Source organism: Pseudomonas sp. AC255 (assembly GCF_979258175.1).
This window is the reverse complement of record NZ_OZ409841.1, coordinates 4,851,070-4,873,311: the sequence shown is the minus strand read 5'-3', so window position 1 is coordinate 4,873,311 and position 22,242 is coordinate 4,851,070. Positions and strand designations below refer to the sequence as shown.

15 protein-coding genes and 1 pseudogene are annotated in these 22,242 nt (G+C 60.9%); 12 read left to right on the top strand and 4 right to left on the bottom strand.

All coding sequences use genetic code 11. From position 1 onward, the window contains the following. Positions 1-176: 176 nt before the first annotated feature. On the bottom strand, positions 177-2,621 hold the full coding sequence (locus ACZZ0K_RS21965) for a penicillin-binding protein 1A (RefSeq protein WP_374046344.1): 2,445 nt from the start codon (positions 2,619-2,621) through the stop codon (positions 177-179). Between the two features lie 219 nt (positions 2,622-2,840). Here ACZZ0K_RS21965 and ACZZ0K_RS21960 point away from each other — a divergent pair, with 219 nt between their 5' ends. From ACZZ0K_RS21960 to hemE, 11 genes are all read left to right on the top strand, one after another. Further along, positions 2,841-3,905, top strand: coding sequence for a pilus assembly protein PilM (locus ACZZ0K_RS21960; protein WP_258707482.1), 1,065 nt, complete (start codon positions 2,841-2,843; stop codon positions 3,903-3,905). After that, positions 3,905-4,471: a PilN domain-containing protein gene (locus tag ACZZ0K_RS21955; RefSeq protein ID WP_056787334.1), complete on the top strand. Its 567-nt coding sequence runs from the start codon at positions 3,905-3,907 to the stop codon at positions 4,469-4,471. The genes ACZZ0K_RS21960 and ACZZ0K_RS21955 overlap by 1 nt, the downstream gene beginning before the upstream one ends. Then, a complete protein-coding gene (gene pilO / locus ACZZ0K_RS21950; protein ID WP_041477570.1) occupies positions 4,468-5,091 on the top strand; it encodes a type 4a pilus biogenesis protein PilO in 624 nt (207 codons plus the stop codon). Before ACZZ0K_RS21955 ends, pilO begins: the two co-directional genes overlap by 4 nt. After that, a complete protein-coding gene (locus ACZZ0K_RS21945) occupies positions 5,088-5,612 on the top strand; it encodes a pilus assembly protein PilP (protein ID WP_056787340.1) in 525 nt (174 codons plus the stop codon). Before pilO ends, ACZZ0K_RS21945 begins: the two co-directional genes overlap by 4 nt. 13 nt (positions 5,613-5,625) lie before the next feature. Beyond that, complete coding sequence (gene pilQ / locus ACZZ0K_RS21940) at positions 5,626-7,704, top strand: type IV pilus secretin PilQ (RefSeq protein WP_258707484.1); 2,079 nt, start codon at positions 5,626-5,628, stop codon at positions 7,702-7,704. A 4-nt stretch (positions 7,705-7,708) separates the two neighbouring features. After that, the gene (gene aroK / locus ACZZ0K_RS21935; RefSeq protein WP_024011270.1) at positions 7,709-8,227 is read left to right on the top strand and encodes a shikimate kinase AroK; all 519 of its coding nucleotides are present in this window, start codon (positions 7,709-7,711) and stop codon (positions 8,225-8,227) included. A gap of 152 nt (positions 8,228-8,379) precedes the next feature. Then, positions 8,380-9,480 (top strand): 3-dehydroquinate synthase, encoded by a 1,101-nt coding sequence (aroB, locus tag ACZZ0K_RS21930; RefSeq protein ID WP_056787345.1) that lies wholly within the window; start codon positions 8,380-8,382, stop codon positions 9,478-9,480. A gap of 10 nt (positions 9,481-9,490) precedes the next feature. Continuing rightward, on the top strand, positions 9,491-11,077 hold the full coding sequence (locus tag ACZZ0K_RS21925) for an AAA family ATPase (protein ID WP_041477574.1): 1,587 nt from the start codon (positions 9,491-9,493) through the stop codon (positions 11,075-11,077). A gap of 350 nt (positions 11,078-11,427) precedes the next feature. Beyond that, complete coding sequence (gene gltB / locus ACZZ0K_RS21920; RefSeq protein WP_252868656.1) at positions 11,428-15,873, top strand: glutamate synthase large subunit; 4,446 nt, start codon at positions 11,428-11,430, stop codon at positions 15,871-15,873. 33 nt (positions 15,874-15,906) lie between these two features. Then, positions 15,907-17,325 carry an FAD-dependent oxidoreductase gene (locus ACZZ0K_RS21915; protein WP_007909438.1) on the top strand — a complete coding sequence of 473 codons (1,419 nt, stop codon included), beginning with the start codon at positions 15,907-15,909 and terminating at the stop codon, positions 17,323-17,325. 252 nt (positions 17,326-17,577) lie between these two features. Then, a complete protein-coding gene (gene hemE, locus ACZZ0K_RS21910) occupies positions 17,578-18,645 on the top strand; it encodes a uroporphyrinogen decarboxylase (RefSeq protein WP_056787355.1) in 1,068 nt (355 codons plus the stop codon). Positions 18,646-18,822: 177 nt separating this feature from the next. Here the strand turns inward: hemE and ACZZ0K_RS21905 are convergent, their stop codons facing one another. Further along, positions 18,823-20,097 (bottom strand): MFS transporter, encoded by a 1,275-nt coding sequence (locus tag ACZZ0K_RS21905; RefSeq protein WP_095181025.1) that lies wholly within the window; start codon positions 20,095-20,097, stop codon positions 18,823-18,825. 118 nt (positions 20,098-20,215) lie between these two features. Here ACZZ0K_RS21905 and ACZZ0K_RS21900 point away from each other — a divergent pair. After that, positions 20,216-21,117 (top strand): annotated as a pseudogene (locus ACZZ0K_RS21900) (LysR family transcriptional regulator). A gap of 83 nt (positions 21,118-21,200) precedes the next feature. On the opposite strand, the gene ACZZ0K_RS21895 reads toward ACZZ0K_RS21900, so the two are convergent. Together ACZZ0K_RS21895 and ACZZ0K_RS21890 are read right to left on the bottom strand one after the other, a co-directional pair. Next, complete coding sequence (locus tag ACZZ0K_RS21895; RefSeq protein WP_258707485.1) at positions 21,201-21,638, bottom strand: DUF4471 domain-containing protein; 438 nt, start codon at positions 21,636-21,638, stop codon at positions 21,201-21,203. A 134-nt stretch (positions 21,639-21,772) separates the two neighbouring features. Next, on the bottom strand, positions 21,773-22,216 hold the full coding sequence (locus ACZZ0K_RS21890; protein WP_041477580.1) for a hypothetical protein: 444 nt from the start codon (positions 22,214-22,216) through the stop codon (positions 21,773-21,775). Between the last annotated feature and the right edge of the window lie 26 nt (positions 22,217-22,242).

Genomic DNA, 22,242 nt, shown 5'->3' with positions numbered 1-22,242 from the left:
AATGTATGGTTTTGAATCCATAATCGACACCACACTTTCAGGTCGGTGTTTGACCCCAGACAACTCGGTAAGTCCCCTCTCCCTCTGGGAGAGGGTTAGGGTGAGGGGCTTTTGATCTTCGGGTAATAAAAAGCCCCGCACTTCTCACGAAGACGGGGCCTTTTGCGGCATCAGGATCAGAACAAATCGATCGGCGCCTGCTCATCCGCCGGCAGCGGGCTGCCTGGCACGGCGCCGTTGCCCAGCTCGTTCACCGATGGCGGCGTGTCTTCGGCCTTGAACAGTTCGAAGTACGCACCCGGTGTGCTCGGTGTTGCTGCACGGCCGCTGACCGGGTCTACCCGCAGGCTGAGCAAGCCTTCTGGCTCAGGCTGTACATGCGGCGGCTTGTCTTTCAGCGCGGCCGACATGTAATTCATCCAGATCGGCAGCGCCACGGTACCGCCGAACTCACGGCGACCGAGGCTTTCCGGTTGGTCGAAACCGGTCCACACCGTGGTTACGTAATCAGCGTTGTAGCCAGAGAACCAGGCATCTTTCGATTCGTTGGTGGTACCGGTCTTGCCGGCGATGTCACTGCGGCCCATGGCCAGTGCGCGCCGGCCGGTGCCAAGTTTGATTACGTCCTGCAGCATGCTGTTGAGGATGTAGGTGGTGCGTCCATCGACAATCCGCTCGGCCACGGCCGGCGCTTGTGGCACTGCCGGATTGGCCGATGCTTCACCGGCAATCGGAGCGGCATTGACCGTGAACGACTCGGTAGCCGGCGCAGCGATACCGTCGGTCGCCGCGCCACCCTGTGGCACGGTCGGCGGGTTGGCGACGAACAAAGTGTCACCGTTACGGCTTTCGATCTTGTCGATGATATACGGAGTGATCTTGTAGCCACCGTTGGCAAAGGTGCTCCAGCCAGTGGCGATTTCCATCGGCGTCAGCGTTGCGGTGCCGAGTGCCAGCGACAGGTTCGGCGGCAGGTCCTGCTTGTTGAAGCCGAAGCGAGTGATGTAATCGATGGTCTTGCCCACGCCCATGGCCTGCAGCAGGCGGATCGACACCAGGTTGCGCGACTTGTACAGCGCTTCACGCAGGCGGATCGGGCCGAGGAAGGTGTTGGTGTCGTTCTTCGGTCGCCAGACCTTGTCCAGGTACTCGTCGACGAACACGATCGGCGCATCGTTGACCAGGCTTGCTGCGGTGTAGCCATTATCCAGCGCGGCACTGTAGACGAACGGCTTGAAGCTCGAACCAGGCTGACGCTTGGCCTGCATCGCGCGGTTGTAGTTGCTCTGCTCGAAAGCGAAGCCACCCACCAGCGAGCGGATCGCGCCGTTCTGCGGATCCAGCGACACCAGTGCGCCCTGAGCCTGCGGAATCTGACTGAATTTCAGCGAATTGTCGGTCTGGCGCTGTACGCGAATCAGATCACCGACCTGCGCGACATCCGACGGCTGGCGCGGGTTGGCGCCCATGCTGTTGGTGTTGAGGAACGGTCGCGCCCATTTCATCGTGTCCCAGGCTACGTGCTCTTCACCGGTGCGGGTCAACACCTGCAGGCCGGTTTTATCGACCTGGGTGACGATCGCAGGTTCGAGGCTGCTGATGGTGCGCTGCTTGGTCAGCTCGCTGGCCCAGGCTTCGCGGGTCTTGCCCGGCAAGCGCGACTCGGGGCCACGGTAGCCGTGGCGCTGGTCGTAGGTCATCAAGCCTTCGTGCAGCGCGGTGTTGGCCATTTCCTGCAGATTGCTCGGCACTGTGGTGGTGACGCGGAAGCCTTCGGTGTAGGCCTCGCTGCCATAACGACCGACCATTTCGGCACGGGCCATTTCGGCGATATACGGTGCGTTCACTTCCGGGGTCGGCACGTGGTAGCTGGCGTTCAGCGGCTCGTTGATCGCCGCGGTGTAGTCGGCTTCGCTGATCTTGCCCAGCTTGTACATGCGTCCGAGGATCCAGTCGCGGCGTTCTTTGCTGCGCGCCGGGTTGGCCAGCGGGTTGAAACGCGACGGTGCTTTTGGCAGACCGGCGATCATCGCCATCTGCGCCAGGCTGATGTCACGGATCGATTTGCCGTAATACACCTGCGCCGCCGCCTCGATGCCGTAGGCGCGGTTGCCCAGGTAGATCTTGTTGACGTACAGCTCAAGAATCTCGTCCTTGGTCAGTTGTCGTTCGATCTGCAGGGCCAGAAGAATTTCGGTGGTTTTGCGCGAGAAGCTGCGCTCGCTGGTGAGGAAGAAGTTCTTCGCCACCTGCATGGTGATGGTGCTGCCGCCGGACTGAATATGTCCGCTCTTGACCAGTTGCGTCGCCGCGCGCATCAGGCTGCTCGGGTCGACGCCATAGTGGTTGGCGAAATTGTCGTCTTCAGCACTTAGTAACGCATTGATGAAGTTGGGCGGAATGTCGGCGAAACGAATCGGTGTACGGCGCATTTCGCCAAATTCTGCGATCAACTTGTTGTCGCTGCTGTAGACGCGCAGAGGAATCTGCAACTGAATGCTTCTCAGCGCCTCCACAGACGGCAAACCCGGACTAAGGTAAAGAAAGGCGCCGCTGAGACCTAAGAGCAGTCCGCAGAAAACGGCGACGATGGACCAACCGAAAAATTTCAGCAGACGAATCAAGGCTTTTGGACATCCAGGGCAAAGAATGAATTTGGCACGGGGCTGCGGTTACACACAGAGCCATCCGCGCTGGCAGTAAAAAGCGGAAAAAATCGCTGGGCATTATAAGCACTTTTCCGTCGGGGGCGTCATTGGCGCTTCTGTCAAGACGGGGGTGAAGGAACGCAATGCGTATTACAGAGTCCGTAACTCACGGAAAGTCATAGGGAATTGGTAGTGCTGGGACTCTTCAATAAAAAGACCAATCCGTTGCTGGGGATCGACATCAGCTCCACGTCGGTGAAGCTGCTGGAACTGAGCCGTCAGGGCGAGCGCTACCGGGTCGAGGCCTATGCGGTGGAGCCGTTGCCGGCGAACGCCGTGGTCGAAAAGAACATCGCCGACCTCGAAGGCGTCGGCCAGGCGCTGAGCCGGTTGCTGGTGAAAGCGCGAACCGGGGTCAAGAGCGTGGCGGTGGCAGTGGCCGGTTCTGCGGTGATCACCAAGGTCATCGAGATGGACGCCGGGCTGTCCGACGACGAACTGGAAAACCAGCTCAAGATCGAGGCCGACCAATACATTCCCTATCCGCTGGACGAAGTCGCCATCGATTTTGAAGTCCAGGGCGTCTCGCCGCGCAACCCGGATCGGGTCAACGTGCTGCTTGCCGCCTGTCGCAAGGAAAACGTCGAGGTACGTGAAGCGGCGCTGGCGCTCGCCGGCCTGACCCCGCGGGTGGTGGACGTCGAGGCCTACGCCCTCGAGCGCTCGTTCGGTCTGCTGGCGACGCATCTGGCGGCCTCCCAGGAGCGCCTGACCGTGGCGGTGGTCGACATCGGTGCGACCATGACCACTCTCAGCGTCCTGCACAACGGCAAGATCATCTATACCCGAGAGCAATTGTTCGGCGGACGTCAGCTCACAGAAGAGATCCAGCGCCGTTACGGCCTCACGGTCGAACAGGCGGGCCTGGCGAAAAAACAGGGCGGGCTGCCTGACGATTACGTCAGCGAGGTCTTGCAGCCATTTCGCGAGGCACTGGTGCAGCAAGTCTCGCGTTCGCTGCAGTTCTTCTTCGCCTCCGGGCAGTACAACGCGGTCGACCATATCCTGTTGGCCGGCGGCACCGCCTCGGTGCCCGGCCTGGACCGTCTGATCGAACAGCGGCTGGACACGCCGACGCAGGTCGCCAACCCATTCGCCGACATGGCCTTGGGCAGTAAGGTCAACGCAGGAGCGCTGGCCAGCGACGCGCCAGCCTTGATGATTGCCTGCGGGCTCGCGCTCAGGAGTTTCGACTGATGGCGCGGATCAACCTTCTCCCCTGGCGCGAGGAACGCCGCGAAGAACGGCGCAAACGCTTTCTGCTGGTACTTATCGGCGTGCTGGCCGGCTCGATCGGCGCGGTGCTGATTGCCGACCAGATCATCACCGCAGCGATCGAGCGGCAGATGGCGCGCAACGATTACATCGGCAAACAGATTGCCGTGGTCGACGAACGCATCAAACAGATCAGCGAACTCAAGGCGCGCCGCCAGCAACTGGTCGAGCGCATGCGCATCATCCAGGACCTGCAGGGCAATCGGCAGATCAGCGGGCGGGTCTTCGACCAACTGGCGCGTACCCTGCCGGACGGCGTGTATTTCACCGATGTGAAAATGGCCGGCAAGACCCTGTCCATCAGTGGCGCGGCGGAGTCGAACAACCGGGTCTCCGAGCTGATGCGCAATCTCGACGCGTCCGACTGGTTCGACGCGCCAAGCCTGAATGAGGTCAAGGCCACCAGCGCCGATCAGGTCGAACAGGCCAACGTCTTCCAGCTGACCGTTCGTCAGACCCAGCCCAAGGTTGTGGAGGACGAGCAATGAACGCCTCCGAATGGCTGCAAAGCCTGCGCAATATCGATTTCAACGACCTCGACACCAGCAACATCGGCTCCTGGCCCCCGGCGGTAAAAACCCTGTGCGGTGCGCTGGTGATGGTGTTGATCCTCGCGCTTGGCTATTACTTCTTTATCAGCGATATGGAAAATCAGCTCGACCTCAAGCGCGAAGAGGAAACCACCCTCAAGGAACAATTCGCCAGCAAGGCGCGGCTGTCGGCGAACCTTGAGCTGTATACCCAGCAAATGAAGGAAATGGAAAACACCTTCGGCGTGCTGCTGCGGCAATTGCCCAGCGACACCGAAGTGCCGGGCCTGCTCGAAGACATCACTCGCACCGGTCTGGGCAGCGGCCTGGAATTCGAAGAGATCAAGCTGCTGCCGGAAGTGACCCAGCCGTTCTACATCGAGCTGCCGATCCAGATCACCGTGACAGGCGCCTATCACGACCTCGCGACCTTCGTCAGCGGCGTCGCCGGGCTGCCGCGAATTGTCACTCTGCACGATTTCGAACTGGCGCCGGCCAATCCCGAGGGCGGGACGAAGCTGCGCATGAGTATTCTTGCCAAGACGTACCGCTATAACGACAAGGGGCTGGAAAAATGACCCCGATTCGTTATCTCGTCCTGCCCATGATGCTGGCGCTGAGCGGCTGCGGTGGCGGCGATGACTTCAGCGACCTCGACGCGTACCTCAACGAAGTGCGCCTGCGTCCGGCGGGCAGGATTGAACCAACGCCGACATTCCGGTCTTACCCCACATTCACATACAGCGCCGCCAACCTGCGCAGCCCGTTTTCGCGGCAGGCGCGGGTCGATCTGGCCGGGCAGAAGCACGGCTCGCGCAACGTCAAACCCGACCCCAGCCGGGTCAAGCAATACCTTGAAGGGTTCAATATCGAGCAGTTCGAAATGGTCGGCACGATTGCCAATGCCTCGGGCTCGTTTGCGCTGTTGCGCGGCGCAGGCGGGGTGCATCGCCTGAAGGTCGGCGACTACCTGGGCCGCAACGACGGCCGCATCGTCGCCATCAGCCCTACCCAGGTCGATGTCGTGGAGATCGTGCCCGACGGCGCCGGCGCCTGGCTGGAGCGGCCGCGCACCATTCCTTTGAAAGAGCACTCATAGTGGAAGTCGAATAATGAACAGGATTTTCTCCACCCTCGGTTTTTCGCTATGGATAGCGCTGGTGTCACCGATGGTAATGGCGGCCAGTCTGAAAGCGCTGGATGTCGCCGCGCTGCCGGGTGACCGCGTCGAACTGAAGCTGTCGTTCGACGGCCCGCCACCGCAGCCCAAGGGCTACACAACCGAGTCACCGGCACGCATTGCACTGGATCTGCCGGGCGTGACCAGCCAGATGGCCAACAAGAATCTTGATCTGGGCAGCGGCAACGCGCGTACCGCAACGGTGGCCGAAGCCAAGGATCGAACCCGGCTGATTGTCAGCCTGACGCAATTGGCGCCGTACAGCACGCGGGTCGAGGGCAATAATCTGTTTGTGGTGGTCGGTCAGGGCGCTTCCGCGACTGCGCCGCGCCCGGCTGCCGTTGCACCGCGTGCCGCCACGGCCGCTGCGGCACCTGCCAGACCAGCCGCGCAACGAAGCAGGGCGATTCGCGGTGTCGATTTCCAGCGCGGCACCGAGGGCGAGGGCAACGTGGTCATCGATCTCTCTGATCCGACCATCGCCCCGGATATCCAGGAGCACGACGGCAAGATCATCCTCAGCTTCGCCCGTACGCAACTGCCGGAAAAACTGCGCGTGCGCCTCGACGTCAAGGACTTCGCCACCCCGGTGCAATTCGTCAACGCAGCGCTCACCGGCGATCGTACGGTGATCAGTGTCGAGCCCAGCGGCACCTTCGACTACTCCACTTTTCAGACCGACAACAAGCTCACCGTGAGCGTTCGGCCGATGAGCATCGACGACCTGCAAAAGCGCAACGCCGACCGTCAGGCCTATGTCGGCGACAAGCTCTCGCTGAATTTTCAGGACATCGACGTGCGCTCGGTGCTGCAACTGATCGCGGACTTCACCAATCTCAATCTGGTGGCGAGCGATACGGTGCAGGGCGGTATCACCTTGCGCCTGCAAAACGTGCCGTGGGATCAGGCACTGGATCTGGTGCTGAAAACCAAGGGGCTGGACAAGCGCAAGATCGGCAACGTGCTGCTGGTCGCGCCGGCCGATGAAATTGCCGCTCGCGAGCGTCAGGAACTGGAATCGCAGAAGCAGATCGCCGAGCTGGCGCCCCTGCGTCGTGAGCTGCTGCAAGTCAATTACGCCAAGGCAGCGGACATCGCCAAGCTGTTCCAGTCGGTGACCAGCGCCGAGGCCAAGGTCGACGAGCGCGGTTCGATTACCGTCGATGAGCGAACCAACAACATCATTGCCTACCAGACCCAGGATCGCCTCGACGAACTCCGGCGGATCGTCGCGCAGCTGGATATTCCGGTGCGCCAGGTGATGATCGAGGCGCGCATCGTTGAGGCCAACGTCGATTACGACAAGAGCCTGGGCGTGCGCTGGGGTGGTTCGGTGCAGAACAAGGGCAACTGGAACGCCTCCGGGGTCAACGGTTCGTCGAGCACTATCGGTACGCCGGGCAGCACCGGCACCAACTCGCCGTTCGTCGACATGGGCACGGTCAACAATACCTCGGGGATCGGCATCGCGTTCATCACCGACAACGTGCTGCTGGATCTGGAACTGACGGCGATGGAAAAGACCGGCAACGGTGAAATCGTCTCGCAGCCGAAGGTAGTCACCTCGGACAAGGAAACCGCAAAAATCCTCAAAGGCACCGAGATTCCCTATCAGGAGGCCAGCTCCAGCGGCGCGACCTCGGTGTCGTTCAAGGAGGCTTCGCTGTCACTGGAAGTCACACCGCAGATCACCCCGGACAACCGCATCATCATGGAGGTCAAGGTCACCAAGGATGAGCCCGATTACCTGAACAAAGTGCAGGATGTGCCGCCGATCAAGAAAAACGAGGTCAACGCCAAAGTGCTGGTAAATGACGGCGAGACCATCGTAATCGGCGGTGTTTTTTCAAATACTCAGAGCAAGGTCGTAGATAAGGTGCCATTTCTTGGCGATGTGCCGTATCTTGGCCGCCTTTTCCGGCGTGATGTGGTTTCGGAGAAAAAATCCGAGCTGCTGGTATTTCTCACTCCGCGTATCATGAATAACCAGGCGATTGCTGTGAGTCGTTGATTCTGTGCGAAATTTGATACTTGTAGGACCGATGGGTGCTGGCAAAAGCACCATCGGCCGATTGCTGGCCAAAGAGCTGCGCCTGCCGTTCAAGGATTCCGACAAGGAAATTGAGCTGCGCACGGGTGCCAATATCCCATGGATCTTCGACAAGGAAGGCGAGCCCGGCTTTCGTGACCGTGAGCAGGCGATGATCGCCGAGCTGTGCGCGTTCGATGGCGTGGTGCTGGCGACCGGCGGCGGCGCAGTGATGCGTGATGCCAATCGCAAGGCCCTGCATGAAGGCGGGCGCGTGGTGTATCTGCACGCCTCCGTCGAGCAGCAGGTCGGCCGCACCTCCCGCGACCGCAATCGGCCGCTGCTGCGTACCGCCGATCCGGCGAAAACCCTGCGCGACCTGCTCGAGATCCGTGATCCGCTTTATCGGGAAATTGCCGATCTGGTGGTGGAAACCGACGAGCGGCCGCCACGCATGGTGGTGCTCGACATTCTCGACCGTCTCGCGCAGTTGCCACCCCGTTAAAGCATCGCCCGAAATGCGCTATCCTCGGCGTCCTGTCAGCGCCCGCCGAGGGTGTGGCGGATGCCGGGCGAGCGGCGTCATACCGCTACAGGCCGCAGAACACCAATAATTTCAGGGCAGGATGCCTGCTTCCATCTTCACTGTGGGGACACATGCAGACACTCAAGGTCGATCTAGGCGAGCGCAGCTACCCGATTCATATTGGCGAAGGTCTGTTGGATCAGCCCCAACTCCTGTCGCCGCATATCCACGGGCGGCAGGTGGCAATCATCTCCAACGAAACCGTCGCGCCGCTCTATCTCGAACGTCTGACCCGCAGCCTTGCGCAGTTTTCGGTTATCTCGGTGGTGTTGCCTGACGGCGAAGCCTTCAAGAACTGGGAAACCCTGCAACTGATTTTCGACGGTCTGCTGACCGCCCGTCATGACCGCCGCACCACCGTGATCGCCCTGGGCGGCGGGGTGATCGGCGACATGGCCGGTTTCGCTGCCGCTTGCTATCAGCGCGGTGTCGATTTCATCCAGATTCCTACCACGCTGCTGTCGCAGGTCGATTCGTCGGTCGGCGGCAAGACCGGCATCAACCATCCGCTGGGCAAGAACATGGTCGGCGCGTTCTATCAGCCGAACGTGGTGCTGATCGATACCGCATCGCTGAAAACCCTGCCGCAGCGCGAGCTGTCGGCGGGCCTGGCGGAAGTCATCAAGTACGGCCTGATCTGCGACGAACCATTCCTGACCTGGCTCGAAGAAAACGTCGACGCCCTGCGCGCGCTGGATCAAACCGCGCTGACCTATGCGATCGAGCGTTCCTGCGCGGCCAAGGCTGCGGTGGTCGGCGCCGATGAAAAGGAAACCGGCGTCCGCGCTACGCTCAACCTCGGCCACACCTTCGGCCACGCCATCGAAACCCACATGGGCTATGGTGTCTGGCTGCATGGCGAGGCGGTGGCGGCGGGCACGGTGATGGCGCTGGAAATGTCCGCGCGCCTGGGCTGGATCAGCGAACAGGAGCGTGATCGCGGCATTCGTCTGTTCCAGCGGGCCGGTCTGCCGGTCATTCCGCCTGAAGAGATGAGCGAAGCCGATTTTCTCCAACACATGGCAATTGATAAAAAAGTGATCGACGGTCGTCTGCGCCTGGTGCTGCTGCGCCGGATGGGCGAAGCGGTAGTGACCGACGATTATCCGAAAGAGGTTCTACAGGCCACGCTGGGAGCGGATTACCGCGCCCTGGCTCAGCTTAAAGGTTAAAACGATTCCGATGACTAGTTTGCATGCCGACGAGGCGTTTCTCGGCCATTTCCAGTTAAGTCACGACCCGTTCGCGCCACGGGTGCCGGGCTTCAAATTCTTCCCGGCCCAGCGCAAACCGGTGCTGGGTCAACTGCATCACCTGGCGCGTTACAGCCAGTTGCTGCTGGTGGTCACCGGCCCGCAAGGCAGCGGCAAGACCCTGCTGCGGCAGGCGCTGGTGGCCAGCACCAATAAGCAATCGGTGCAGAGCGTGGTGGTTTCCGCCCGTGGCGCCGGTGATGCGGCCGGCGTGCTGCGCCAGGTGGCGCAGGCGCTGGATGTCGCGCAGGCCGAAGTCGGCGCGATTCTCGAGCAGGTGGTGCAACTGGGTCTGACCGGGCAGGAAGTCTATCTGCTCGTGGACGATGCCGAGCAGCTCGACGAGTCCGCGCTGGAAGCGTTGATGGCGCTCGGCGCCGGCACGCCGGAAGGTCGTCCGCATGTGTTCCTGTTCGGCGAGTCGTCGCTGATCGCTCAGCTTGAGGCGTTGCAGCTCGAAGAAGAGCGTTTCCACGTCATCGAATTGCAGCCGTACACCGAAGAAGAGACCCGCGAATATCTCGACCAGCGGCTAGAAGGCGCGGGCCGGGGTGTCGAACTTTTCACCGCAGATCAGATCTCTGATATTCACGAAAGCTCCGAGGGCTGGCCGGGCAACATCAACCAGGTCGCTCGCGATGCACTGATCGAAGTCATGATTGCCAGCCGCTCCGCGGTCAAGCGTCCAAGTATGGGGTTCAACATGCCGAAGAAACACGTATTGGCGATTTCCGCCGTCGTTGTGGTCGCGGTTGCCGCCGCCTGGCTGATGCCGGGTCGCAGCAAGGCACCGACCACCGGTGCTCCGGCCAACGAACAGGCGCAACTGCCATTGGGTCAGGGCGCAGCGAACGGCGCCAACCCGTCCGTCGAATTCGCCGGCAACACCCAGCCGATGCCGCTGCCATTGGTCGGCAACTCGCAGCCGGTCATGCGTGGCCCGCTGGCCGAGGCCGCCGGTGGCATTACCGAAGGCGACGACGGCGTGCCACTGGAAGGCTCCAGCGATACGCCGCCGACCGTAACCACCTCTGCACCGCCTGCGGGCGTTCCGGCCGGTCCTGCGCCGACACCGGCTCCGACCCCTGCCGCCAAACCGGCACCAACACCGGCACCGACGCAGATCGCCACGGCCAAGCCTGCTCCGGCCACGCCAGCGCCAGCCGCGAAACCGGCCCCCGCTCCGTCCAAGCCTGCCGACAAGCCGGTCACGGTTGCCAAAGCCGCCGGTGGCAGCTGGTACGCCGGTCAGCCGACCAGCAACTATGTCGTGCAGATCCTCGGCACCAGCTCGGAAACCGCTGCGCAGAACTTCGTCAAGGAGCAGGGCGGCGAGTACCGTTATTTCAAGAAAGTCCTCAACGGCAAGCCGCTTTACGTGATCACCTATGGCAACTTTGCCAATCGTGATGCGGCCGTTTCTGCCATCAAGGCCTTGCCAGCGAAGGTTCAGGCTGGTAAACCTTGGCCTCGCACTGTCGCCAGCGTCCAACAGGAACTGGCAACAACTCGCTGAAGATTCGGCGGCCTTACCCAGGCCGCCTCTCCAAGCACCTCAAAATTTCTACGAGTGCGCGCCGCCTTCACAGGTCGCGTGCCTTGTGGTGTCTGCGTCACAGTAGTCTTTGAGTCGTTGCGGTCAAAATTAAAAAAGTTTTGACTAGCACAGCAGATCGCTTTAAACCTTTCACAAATGCGACATGAATTTGCGACAGTTCGTCGTCAAATTTGTGAGCCTCTGTGTCGCTGTGTACAATGACCACCCTTTTGCCCCCGCTAAGCCGGCGTACGTTCGGCGCGGAACGCAAGTGGTTGAATTGAAAAGAAATTTGCCTCGAGTAGAGGCAGCCTGGTGAGAAAGTGTCTATGAAAGCAGGTCTGTACCAACCAGATGAATTCAAGGATAACTGCGGTTTCGGCCTGATAGCTCATATGCAGGGCGAGCCCAGTCATACCCTTTTGCAAACGGCCATCGAGGCCCTGACCTGCATGACCCACCGCGGTGGGATTAATGCCGACGGCAAGACCGGTGACGGTTGCGGTCTGCTGATTCAAAAACCCGACGCCTTCCTGCGAGCCATTGCCCAGGAAAGCTTCGGCGTCGAAATGCCCAAGCAATATGCCGTGGGCATGGTGTTCTTCAATCAGGATCCGGCCAAGGCCGAAGCCGCTCGCGAGAACATGAACCGCGAGATCCTCGCCGAAGGCCTGCAACTGATCGGCTGGCGCAAAGTGCCGATCGACACCAGCGTCCTCGGCCGCCTTGCCCTTGAACGCCTGCCGCAGATCGAGCAGGTCTACATCGGCGGCGAAGGCCTGAGCGATCAGGACATGGCGGTGAAGCTGTTCAGCGCCCGTCGCCGTTCGTCGGTGGCCAACGCCGCTGACACCGACCACTACATCTGCAGCTTTTCGCACAAGACCATCATCTATAAAGGCCTGATGATGCCGGCCGACCTGGCCGCGTTCTATCCGGACCTGAGTGACGAGCGCCTGCAAACCGCGATCTGCGTGTTCCACCAGCGCTTCTCCACCAACACCCTGCCGAAATGGCCGCTGGCGCAGCCGTTCCGCTTCCTCGCCCACAACGGCGAAATCAACACCATCACCGGTAACCGCAACTGGGCGCAGGCCCGTCGGACCAAGTTCACCAATGATCTGATGGATCTGGAAGAGCTCGGCCCGCTGGTCAACCGTGTCGGTTCCGACTCCTCGAGCATGGACAACATGCTCGAACTGATGGTCACCGGTGGCATCGACCTGTTCCGTGGCGTGCGGATGATCATTCCGCCAGCGTGGCAGAACGTCGAAACCATGGACCCGGATCTGCGTGCGTTCTACGAGTACAACTCGATGCACATGGAGCCGTGGGACGGCCCGGCCGGCGTAGTAATGACCGACGGTCGCTACGCGGTGTGCCTGCTCGACCGTAACGGTCTGCGTCCGGCGCGCTGGGTCACCACCAAGAATGGTTTCATTACCCTCGCCTCGGAAATCGGCGTGTGGAACTACCAGCCTGAAGACGTGCTCGCCAAGGGTCGCGTCGGCCCGGGCCAGATCTTCGCCGTGGACACCGAAACCGGGCAGATCCTCGATACCGATGCGATCGACAACCGTCTTAAATCCCGTCATCCGTACAAGCAATGGCTGCGCAAGAATGCCCTGCGCATTCAGGCGACCATGGAAGACAACGACCACGGTTCGGCTTTCTACGACGTCGACCAGCTCAAGCAGTACATGAAGATGTATCAGGTCACGTTCGAAGAGCGTGATCAGGTGCTGCGCCCGCTTGGCGAGCAAGGTTACGAAGCCGTGGGCTCGATGGGCGACGACACGCCGATGGCTGTGCTGTCCCAGCGTGTGCGCACGCCGTACGACTATTTCCGTCAGCAGTTCGCGCAGGTGACCAACCCGCCGATCGACCCGCTGCGTGAAGCGATCGTGATGTCGCTGGAAATCTGCCTCGGTGCCGAGCGCAACATTTTCCAGGAGTCGCCGGAACACGCCTCGCGCGTGATCCTCAGCTCGCCAGTGATCTCTCCGGCCAAGTGGCGCTCGCTGATGAACCTCGACCGTCCGGGTTTCGAACGGGCGATCATCGACCTCAACTACGACGAAAGCCTTGGCCTCGAAGCGGCGATCCGCAACGTTGCCGATCAGGCTGAAGAAGCCGTGCGCGCCGGGCGTACCCAGATCGTCCTCAGCGACCGTCATATCGCCCCGGGCAAGCTGCCGATCCACGCTTCGCTGGCGACCGGTGCAGTGCACCACCGTCTGACCGAAAAAGGCCTGCGTTGCGATTCCAACATCCTCGTTGAAACCGCGACCGCCCGTGACCCGCATCACTTCGCCGTGCTGATCGGTTTCGGCGCCTCGGCGGTGTATCCGTTCCTGGCCTACGAAGTGCTGGGCGACCTGATCCGTACCGGTGAAGTCTTGGGCGACCTCTATGAGGTGTTCAAGAACTACCGCAAGGGCATCACCAAAGGCCTGCTCAAGATCCTGTCGAAGATGGGTATCTCGACCATCGCTTCGTACCGTGGTGCGCAGCTGTTCGAGGCCATTGGTCTGTCCGAAGAAGTCTGCGAACTGAGCTTCCGTGGTGTGCCAAGCCGGATCAAGGGTGCGCGTTTCGTCGACATCGAAGCCGAGCAGAAAGCCCTCGCCGTCGAAGCCTGGAGCCCGCGCAAGCCGATCCAGCAGGGCGGTCTGCTGAAGTTCGTCCACGGTGGCGAATATCACGCGTACAACCCGGACGTGGTCAACACTCTGCAAGCCGCTGTGCAGCAGGGCGACTACGCCAAGTTCAAGGAATACACCTCACTGGTGGACAACCGTCCGGTGTCGATGATTCGCGACCTGTTCAAGGTCAAGACCCTCGACACGCCGCTGGACATCAGTGAAGTCGAGCCGCTGGAATCTGTGCTCAAGCGATTCGATTCCGCCGGTATCTCGCTGGGCGCGCTGTCGCCGGAAGCTCACGAAGCCCTGGCCGAAGCCATGAACCGCCTCGGCGCGCGTTCCAACTCCGGCGAAGGCGGCGAAGATCCGGCGCGTTACGGCACGATCAAGAGCTCGAAAATCAAGCAGGTCGCGACTGGCCGTTTCGGTGTAACCCCGGAATACCTGGTCAACGCCGAAGTGCTGCAGATCAAGGTCGCCCAAGGCGCCAAGCCGGGCGAGGGCGGGCAACTGCCGGGCGGCAAGGTCAACGGGCTGATCGCCAAGCTGCGTTACGCAGTGCCGGGCGTGACCCTGATTTCGCCACCGCCGCACCACGATATCTACTCGATCGAAGACTTGTCGCAACTGATCTTTGACCTCAAGCAGGTCAACCCGCAGGCGCTGGTTTCGGTGAAACTCGTAGCTGAAGCGGGCGTCGGCACCATCGCCGCCGGTGTGGCCAAGGCCTATGCCGACCTGATCACCATTTCCGGTTACGACGGCGGTACCGGTGCTTCGCCGCTGACTTCGATCAAATACGCGGGCGCACCTTGGGAACTCGGCCTCGCTGAAACCCACCAGACCCTGCGCGGCAACGACCTGCGCGGCAAAGTCCGGGTGCAGACCGACGGCGGCCTGAAAACCGGCCTCGACGTGATCAAAGCGGCAATCCTCGGCGCCGAGAGCTTCGGCTTCGGTACCGCGCCGATGATCGCACTGGGCTGCAAATACCTGCGCATCTGCCACCTGAACAACTGCGCCACTGGCGTCGCGACGCAGAACGAGAAGCTGCGCAAGGATCACTACATCGGCACCGTCGACATGGTGGTGAATTTCTTCACCTACGTCGCCGAAGAAACACGTGAGTGGCTGGCCAAGCTTGGTGTGCGCTCCCTCGAAGAACTGATCGGTCGCACTGATCTGCTGGAAATCCTCGAAGGCCAGACCGCCAAGCAACATCACCTGGACCTGACCCCGCTGCTGGGCAGCGATCACATCCCGGCGGACAAACCGCAGTTCTGCGGCGTCGAGCGCAACCCGCCGTTCGACAAAGGTCTGCTGGCGGAGAAGATGGTCGAGCTGGCCTCGTCGGCGATCAACGACCTCAGCGGTGCCGAGTTCGAGCTGGATATCTGCAACTGCGACCGTTCGATCGGCGCCCGGATCTCCGGCGAAATCGCGCGCAAGCATGGCAACCAGGGCATGGCCAAGGCGCCGATCACCTTCCGTTTCAAAGGCACGGCGGGGCAGAGCTTCGGTGTGTGGAACGCCGGCGGTCTGAACATGTACCTTGAAGGCGACGCCAACGACTACGTCGGCAAAGGCATGACCGGCGGCAAGCTGGTCATCGTGCCGCCGAAGGGCAGCGTCTATAAAACTCAGGAAAGCGCCATCATCGGCAACACCTGCCTGTACGGTGCCACTGGCGGCAAGTTGTTCGCCGCCGGCACCGCAGGCGAGCGTTTCGCCGTGCGTAACTCCGGTGCCCACACCGTCGTGGAAGGCACTGGCGATCACTGCTGCGAGTACATGACCGGTGGTTTCGTCTGCGTGCTGGGCAAGACCGGTTACAACTTCGGCTCTGGCATGACCGGTGGTTTCGCCTACGTGCTCGATCAGGACAACACCTTCGTTGACCGGGTCAATCACGAACTGGTGGAAATCCAGCGGATCAGCGGCGAGGCGATGGAAGCCTATCGCAGCCACCTGCAGAACGTGCTGAACGAGTACGTCGCCGAAACCGACAGCGAGTGGGGTCGTGAACTCGCCGAGAACCTCGACGATTACTTGCGGCGTTTCTGGTTGGTCAAGCCCAAGGCTGCCAGCTTGAAAACCCTGCTTTCCAGCACTCGTGCCAACCCGCAGTGATATGCGCCTGAAGAGTTTGATGAGGTTTTAACAATGGCTGAACGTCTGAATAACGACTTCCAGTTCATCGATGTCGGGCGCAAGGATCCGAAGAAGAAACTGTTGCGTCAACGCAAGAAAGAGTTCGTTGAAATCTACGAACCGTTCAAACCCCAGCAGTCGGCCGATCAGGCCCACCGCTGCCTGGGTTGCGGCAACCCGTATTGCGAATGGAAGTGCCCGGTGCACAACTTCATTCCCAACTGGCTGAAGCTGGTGGCCGAGGGCAACATCCTCCAGGCCGCCGAGTTGTCGCACCAGACCAATACCCTGCCGGAAGTCTGCGGCCGGGTGTGCCCGCAGGATCGTCTGTGCGAGGGTGCCTGCACTCTCAACGACGGCTTCGGCGCGGTGACCATCGGTTCGGTCGAGAAGTACATCACCGACACCGCGTTCGCCATGGGCTGGCGCCCGGACATGTCCAAGGTCAAACCGACCGGCAAACGTGTCGCGATCATCGGCGCAGGCCCGGCGGGTCTGGGTTGTGCCGACGTACTGGTGCGTGGCGGCGTAACCCCCGTGGTGTTCGACAAGAACCCGGAAATCGGTGGCCTGCTGACCTTCGGCATCCCCGAGTTCAAGCTGGAAAAGACCGTGCTGAGCAATCGTCGCGAAGTCTTCACCGGCATGGGCATCGAGTTCCGTCTCAACACCGAAGTCGGTAAAGACGTGACCATGGAACAACTGCTCGCCGAATACGACGCAGTGTTCATGGGCATGGGCACCTACACCTACATGAAGGGCGGCTTTGCCGGTGAGGACCTGCCGGGCGTTTATGACGCGCTGGATTTCCTCATCGCCAACGTCAACCGCAACCTGGGCTTTGAAAAGTCGCCGGAAGATTTCGTCGACATGAAAGGCAAGAAGGTCGTGGTACTCGGCGGCGGCGACACGGCGATGGACTGCAACCGCACCTCGATCCGTCAGGGCGCCAAGTCGGTGACCTGTGCCTATCGTCGCGACGAAGCGAACATGCCCGGCTCGCGCAAAGAGGTGAAGAACGCCAAGGAAGAAGGCGTGAAATTCCTCTACAACCGCCAGCCGATCGCCATCGTCGGTGAAGACAAGGTCGAAGGCGTGAAGGTGGTCGAGACCCGTCTCGGCGAACCGGATGCCCGTGGCCGTCGCAGCCCCGAGCCGATCCCGGGTTCCGAAGAGATCATCCCGGCCGATGCCGTGGTCATCGCCTTCGGCTTCCGCCCGAGCCCCGCGCCGTGGTTCGAACAGTTCGAGATCCAGACCGACAGCCAGGGCCGCGTTGTTGCGCCTGAGCAAGGTCAGTACAAGCACCAGACCAGCAACCCGAAAATCTTCGCCGGTGGCGACATGGTGCGCGGTTCCGACCTGGTGGTGACGGCGATCTTCGAAGGGCGCAATGCGGCTGAAGGGATCCTCGATTACCTGGGTGTCTAACCCCGGCGCCTGAGCCAAACGCAATACTCTTGTGGGAGCGAGCCTGCTCGCGAAAGCGGTCTGTCAGCCAACTTCAATGTTGGATATACCGGCCTCTTCGCGAGCAGGCTCGCTCCCACAGTTGTTTTAGGGTGTTGCGGAAAATCGTGTTCCAGCGCGACAAATTGACCCGATAGACAAAAGGCTGACCCACATCCGTGCCTTTTGCCTCGCGCTCTGAGAAAATGCCCGCACTTTTTTCCGGATGCCGACATGACTGCCCTGAAGAACGACCGTTTCCTCCGCGCCCTGCTCAAGCAACCCGTTGACGTCACCCCTGTATGGATGATGCGCCAGGCCGGTCGCTACCTGCCGGAGTACCGCGCCAGCCGCGCGCATGCCGGCGACTTCATGAGCCTGTGCATGAATCCGCAATTCGCCTGCGAAGTCACCCTGCAACCGCTCGACCGCTACCCGCAACTGGATGCGGCGATCCTGTTTTCCGACATCCTCACCATTCCCGATGCCATGGGCCAGGGCCTGTACTTCGAGACCGGTGAAGGTCCGCGCTTCAAAAAAGTCGTCAGCACGATGGCCGACATCGAAGCGTTGCCGATCCCGGATCCGCACAAAGACCTCGGTTACGTCATGGACGCGGTCAGCACCATCCGTCGCGAACTCAACGGTCGCGTGCCGTTGATCGGTTTCTCCGGCAGTCCGTGGACCCTCGCGACTTACATGGTTGAAGGCGGCTCGTCGAAAGACTTCCGCAAGACCAAGGCGATGCTTTACGACAACCCGCAAGCCATGCACCTGCTGCTCGACAAACTGGCGCAGTCGGTGACGTCGTACCTCAACGGCCAGATCATGGCGGGTGCGCAAGCGGTACAGATCTTCGATACCTGGGGCGGCAACCTGTCGGCAGCCGCGTATCAGGAATTCTCCCTGGCCTACATGAAGAAAATCGTCAGCGGCCTGATCCGCGAGAACGACGGACGCAAAGTGCCGGTGATTCTGTTCACCAAGAACGGCGGCCTGTGGCTGGAAAGCATCGCCGAAGCCGGCGCCGACGCCCTCGGCCTGGACTGGACCTGCGACATCGGCAACGCCCGTGCCCGTGTCGGCGACAAGGTCGCGCTGCAAGGCAACATGGACCCGACCGTGCTCTACGCCAAACCGGAAGCGATCCGCACTGAAGTCGGGCGCATTCTGGCCAGCTACGGCAAGGGCAGCGGCCACGTGTTCAACCTTGGTCATGGCATCACCCCGGAAGTCGATCCGGAACATGCCGGCGCATTCCTGCGTGCGGTGCATGAGCTGTCGGCGCAGTATCACGAGTGATCAGCGCCCAATAAAAAACGCCCGGCCAAGTGCCGGGCGTTTTCTTTTGCACGATCTAATGTCGTACCCAAATCAACTGTGGGAGCGAGCCTGCTCGCGAAAGCGGTGTGTCATTCAACACTGATGTTGCCTGACACAGTGCATTCGCGAGCAGGCTCGCTCCCACAGGGTTTTATGTCAGGCTTTGACACCCTGCAACGGCGGCAACTTCGCCAGCTTCAACGCCACCAGAAGGGCAATCAGCAACAGCGCACCAATAAACAAGCCGATGCCGTTCCACCCGCCCAGATGCCAGAACACCCCGCCCGCCGTCCCGGCAATGCTCGACCCGGCGTAATAACTGAACAGATACAGCGACGACGCCTGACCCTTGGCCGTCAACGCGCGCCGGCCGATCCAGCTGCTCGCCACCGAGTGCGCGGCGAAGAAGCCGAAGGTGAACACCAGCATGCCGATGATGACCAGCAACAGCGGCGTGAACATCGTCAGCGCGAGCCCGGCGAACATCAGCGCAATCGTCGCCCAGAGCACTTTGCGCCGCCCCAGTTTGTCCGCCAGCGAACCGATCTTCGCCGAGCTGTAGATCCCCGACAGGTAGACCACCGAGAGCAATCCGACAAATACCTGATCGAGGTTGTACGGCGCAGCCAGCAAGCGGTAGCCGATGTAGTTGAACAGCGTGACAAACGCGCCCATCAGCACAAACGCTTCAAGAAACAGCAGCGGCAGACCGGCGTCGCGAAAGTGCATGGTGAAGCCGTCGAGCAGGCTGCGCGGGTGCAGCGAGCGGGCGCGGAAGTTGCGCGACTCCGGGAGGATCTTCCAGAACACCGCCGCCGCGACCAGCGCCAGACCGCCAATCACCAGCATCGCCGTGTGCCAGCTGACGAAGTCGATCAGCACGCCGGTGATCAAGCGTCCGCTCATACCGCCGATCGCGTTGCCGCCGATGTATAAACCCATCGCCAGGCCGATGTGTTGAGGATGGATTTCTTCGCTCAGATAGGTCATCGCCACCGCTGCCAGACCGCTCAATGACAGGCCGATCAATGCGCGCATGATCAGCACGCCGTGCCAGCTCGGCATCATCGAACTGGCGATGGTGCACAACGCGGCAGCGAACAATGCCGCGACCATCACCGGTTTACGGCCGATGCGGTCGGAAATCGGCCCGGTGATCAGCAGACCGAAGGCCAACATGCCGGTCGCCACCGAGAGGATCAGACTGCTCTGCGCCGCGTTGATCCCGTATTCGTGGGATAGCAGCGGCATCATCGGTTGTACGCAGTAGAGCAGGGCAAACGTCGCAAAGCCGCCACAGAACAGCGCCAGCACCGTGCGCATGAACGCCGGCGTGCCTTTTTCGATGTAGATCTCTTGCAGCTCGGCGAGGGTATCGTCGCCGGCAGCGGGCGGGACTTCGTGGGCAAGGGGCGCGACAGCAGTTTTCACTTCAGACCTCGGAAAGCACAGCCGGGCAGGCAATGAAAAAATCATATAGCTGGCTAATGTTTCTATCCAATATATTGTTCGACCTGTTTGATAGCTTCAGCGACCTAATGGAAATCCTATGGAATTGCGTCATCTGCGTTACTTCATCGCCGTCGCCGAAGAACTGCATTTTGGCCGCGCCGCACAGGTGCTGGGCATCTCCCAGCCACCGCTGAGCCAGCAGATTCAGGCGCTGGAACAGCAGCTCGGCGCGCGCTTGTTCGAGCGCACCAATCGTCGGGTCGAGTTGAGCGAAGCGGGCAGGCTGTTTCTGCAGGAGGCGCGGCTGGTGCTGGCGCAGGTCGACAAGGCCGCGGATGTCGCCCGGCGTGCGCAACTTGGTGAGCTGGGTGAGTTGAAGATTGGTTTCACCTCGTCGGCGCCGTTCAACTCGACGATTCCGCAGGCGATTTTTCCTTTCGTCAGCGCTTTCCGGCGGTGCATCTGAACCTGCGCGAAATGAGCAGCACCATGGTCGCCGATGCTCTGGTGGACGAGTCGATCGAAGTCGGCATCATGCGCCCGCTCGGATTGCCAGACTCACTGAGTGTTGTGGAGTTGATGCGCGAGCCATTGGTGGCGGTGCTCAGTTCCAAGCATCCACTGGCCCAAAGTAGCGATGAAGGCCTGTTTCTATCGGCGCTGGCGCTGGAGCCCTTCGTGTTTTTCCCGCGCAGCTATGGCAGCGGGCTCTATGCGCAACTGCTAAACCTGGCCCGTGACGCCGGCTTCAGCCCGCACTTCGCTCAAGAGGCTGGTGAGGCGATGACCATCATCGGCCTGGTCGCAGCGGGCCTCGGTGTGTCAGTGCTGCCAGCGTCCTACCAACGCATGCGCATCGACGGCGTGGTTTACCGTCCGCTGCTCGATCCCGAAGCGATCTCAGCGGTGTGGCTGGTGCAGCGCAAAGACCAGAAATCGCCGATGGCCAAGGCGTTTGTCGAACTGCTGACGCGTAAGGTTGAGCCGCTGAAAACCTGAAATCAAAAGATCGCAGCCTTCGGCAGCTCCTACACCGATCCATGTAGGAGCTGCCGAAGGCTGCGATCTTTGGACTTTGCCCTTCAAGGCAACCGCACCAAATCCCCCTTCAAAGCCACCCGGGTAACAAAAACTCCTGCCCGGCACTCGTAGGTATTCAAATCCTTGCGTACACGTTGGTCGTAGTAACTGACGATGTTGACCACCGCATTCGCCCCGACCCGCTTGGCATCAGCCTGCAATTTGATCAGATTCGACTGCAACACCCATTCACACGAAGCCTGATCGCTCTTGTTGAAGCCGTTGGTTTTCAAATCACTGACCACCCCTTGGCGCAGCAACTGCTGAGTGCCCTGCGGCCCGTTGCCGATCAGGTAGAACTTCACACTGCCGTCCAGTCGCCCGGCGCGAATGGCGTCCGACAGCACGGTTTCGAAAGGCATGTACATGAGGTTGGTGGCATGGCTGGCACTGGGCGGCAGGGCGATAAGCGCAGCGGCGATCAGGGCTTTCACTTGCATGGTCATCTCCTTTGACGGTGAAAGAGAACTGCGAGGGCAGGTTATGGTGCTGCGACCTGCATCAGCGAGTGTAGATGCTGTTCAATCACCGCAAAAAAAGGGCGCCAAACGGCGCCCTTTGTCGTTTCCGGCGTTTATTGAACCTTCGCCAGATCACCCTTCAGCGCAACGCCCGCCATGATCGCGCCGGCGTGGCATTCGTAGGTTTGCGCGTCCTTGCGCTCGTTGCGCTTGTAGAAGCTAACGATGTTGGTCACGGCGTTGGCGCCGGCGTTTTTCGCGGCCTGGTGCAGGCTGATGATTGCCGATTGGGCGACCCACTCGCAGGCGACTTCATCGGACTTGTTGAAGGCGTTGGTTTTCTTGTTGGTCACGGCGTCGGGGCTGACGACGGTGACTTTGCCGGCCGGGGTGTTGCCGGCCAGATAGAATTTCACGCTGCCATCTATCTTCCCGGAGCGGGTGGCTTCGGCGACGGCTTTGTCGAATGGCAGGTACACCGCCGTGTCGCGGGCCTGGCTGACCGCTGGCAGGGCGCAGAGCAGCAGGGTAACGGCGGCGAATTTCTTGAAGTGCATGTAGGTCTCCTTGACCTGGATTGATT

Bases quoted from the DNA above. Each gene is read 5' to 3' on its own strand.
- pilQ (WP_258707484.1), top strand. From the start codon at position 5,626: ATGAACAGGATTTTCTCCACCCTCGGTTTTTCGCTATGGATAGCGCTG.
- ACZZ0K_RS21945 (WP_056787340.1), top strand. From the start codon at position 5,088: ATGACCCCGATTCGTTATCTCGTCCTGCCCATGATGCTGGCGCTGAGC.
- aroB (WP_056787345.1), top strand. From the start codon at position 8,380: ATGCAGACACTCAAGGTCGATCTAGGCGAGCGCAGCTACCCGATTCAT.
- gltB (WP_252868656.1), top strand. From the start codon at position 11,428: ATGAAAGCAGGTCTGTACCAACCAGATGAATTCAAGGATAACTGCGGT.
- ACZZ0K_RS21915 (WP_007909438.1), top strand. From the start codon at position 15,907: ATGGCTGAACGTCTGAATAACGACTTCCAGTTCATCGATGTCGGGCGC.
- ACZZ0K_RS21895 (WP_258707485.1), bottom strand. From the start codon at position 21,638: ATGCAAGTGAAAGCCCTGATCGCCGCTGCGCTTATCGCCCTGCCGCCC.
- ACZZ0K_RS21890 (WP_041477580.1), bottom strand. From the start codon at position 22,216: ATGCACTTCAAGAAATTCGCCGCCGTTACCCTGCTGCTCTGCGCCCTG.
- ACZZ0K_RS21955 (WP_056787334.1), top strand. From the start codon at position 3,905: ATGGCGCGGATCAACCTTCTCCCCTGGCGCGAGGAACGCCGCGAAGAA.
- ACZZ0K_RS21925 (WP_041477574.1), top strand. From the start codon at position 9,491: ATGACTAGTTTGCATGCCGACGAGGCGTTTCTCGGCCATTTCCAGTTA.
- hemE (WP_056787355.1), top strand. From the start codon at position 17,578: ATGACTGCCCTGAAGAACGACCGTTTCCTCCGCGCCCTGCTCAAGCAA.
- pilO (WP_041477570.1), top strand. From the start codon at position 4,468: ATGAACGCCTCCGAATGGCTGCAAAGCCTGCGCAATATCGATTTCAAC.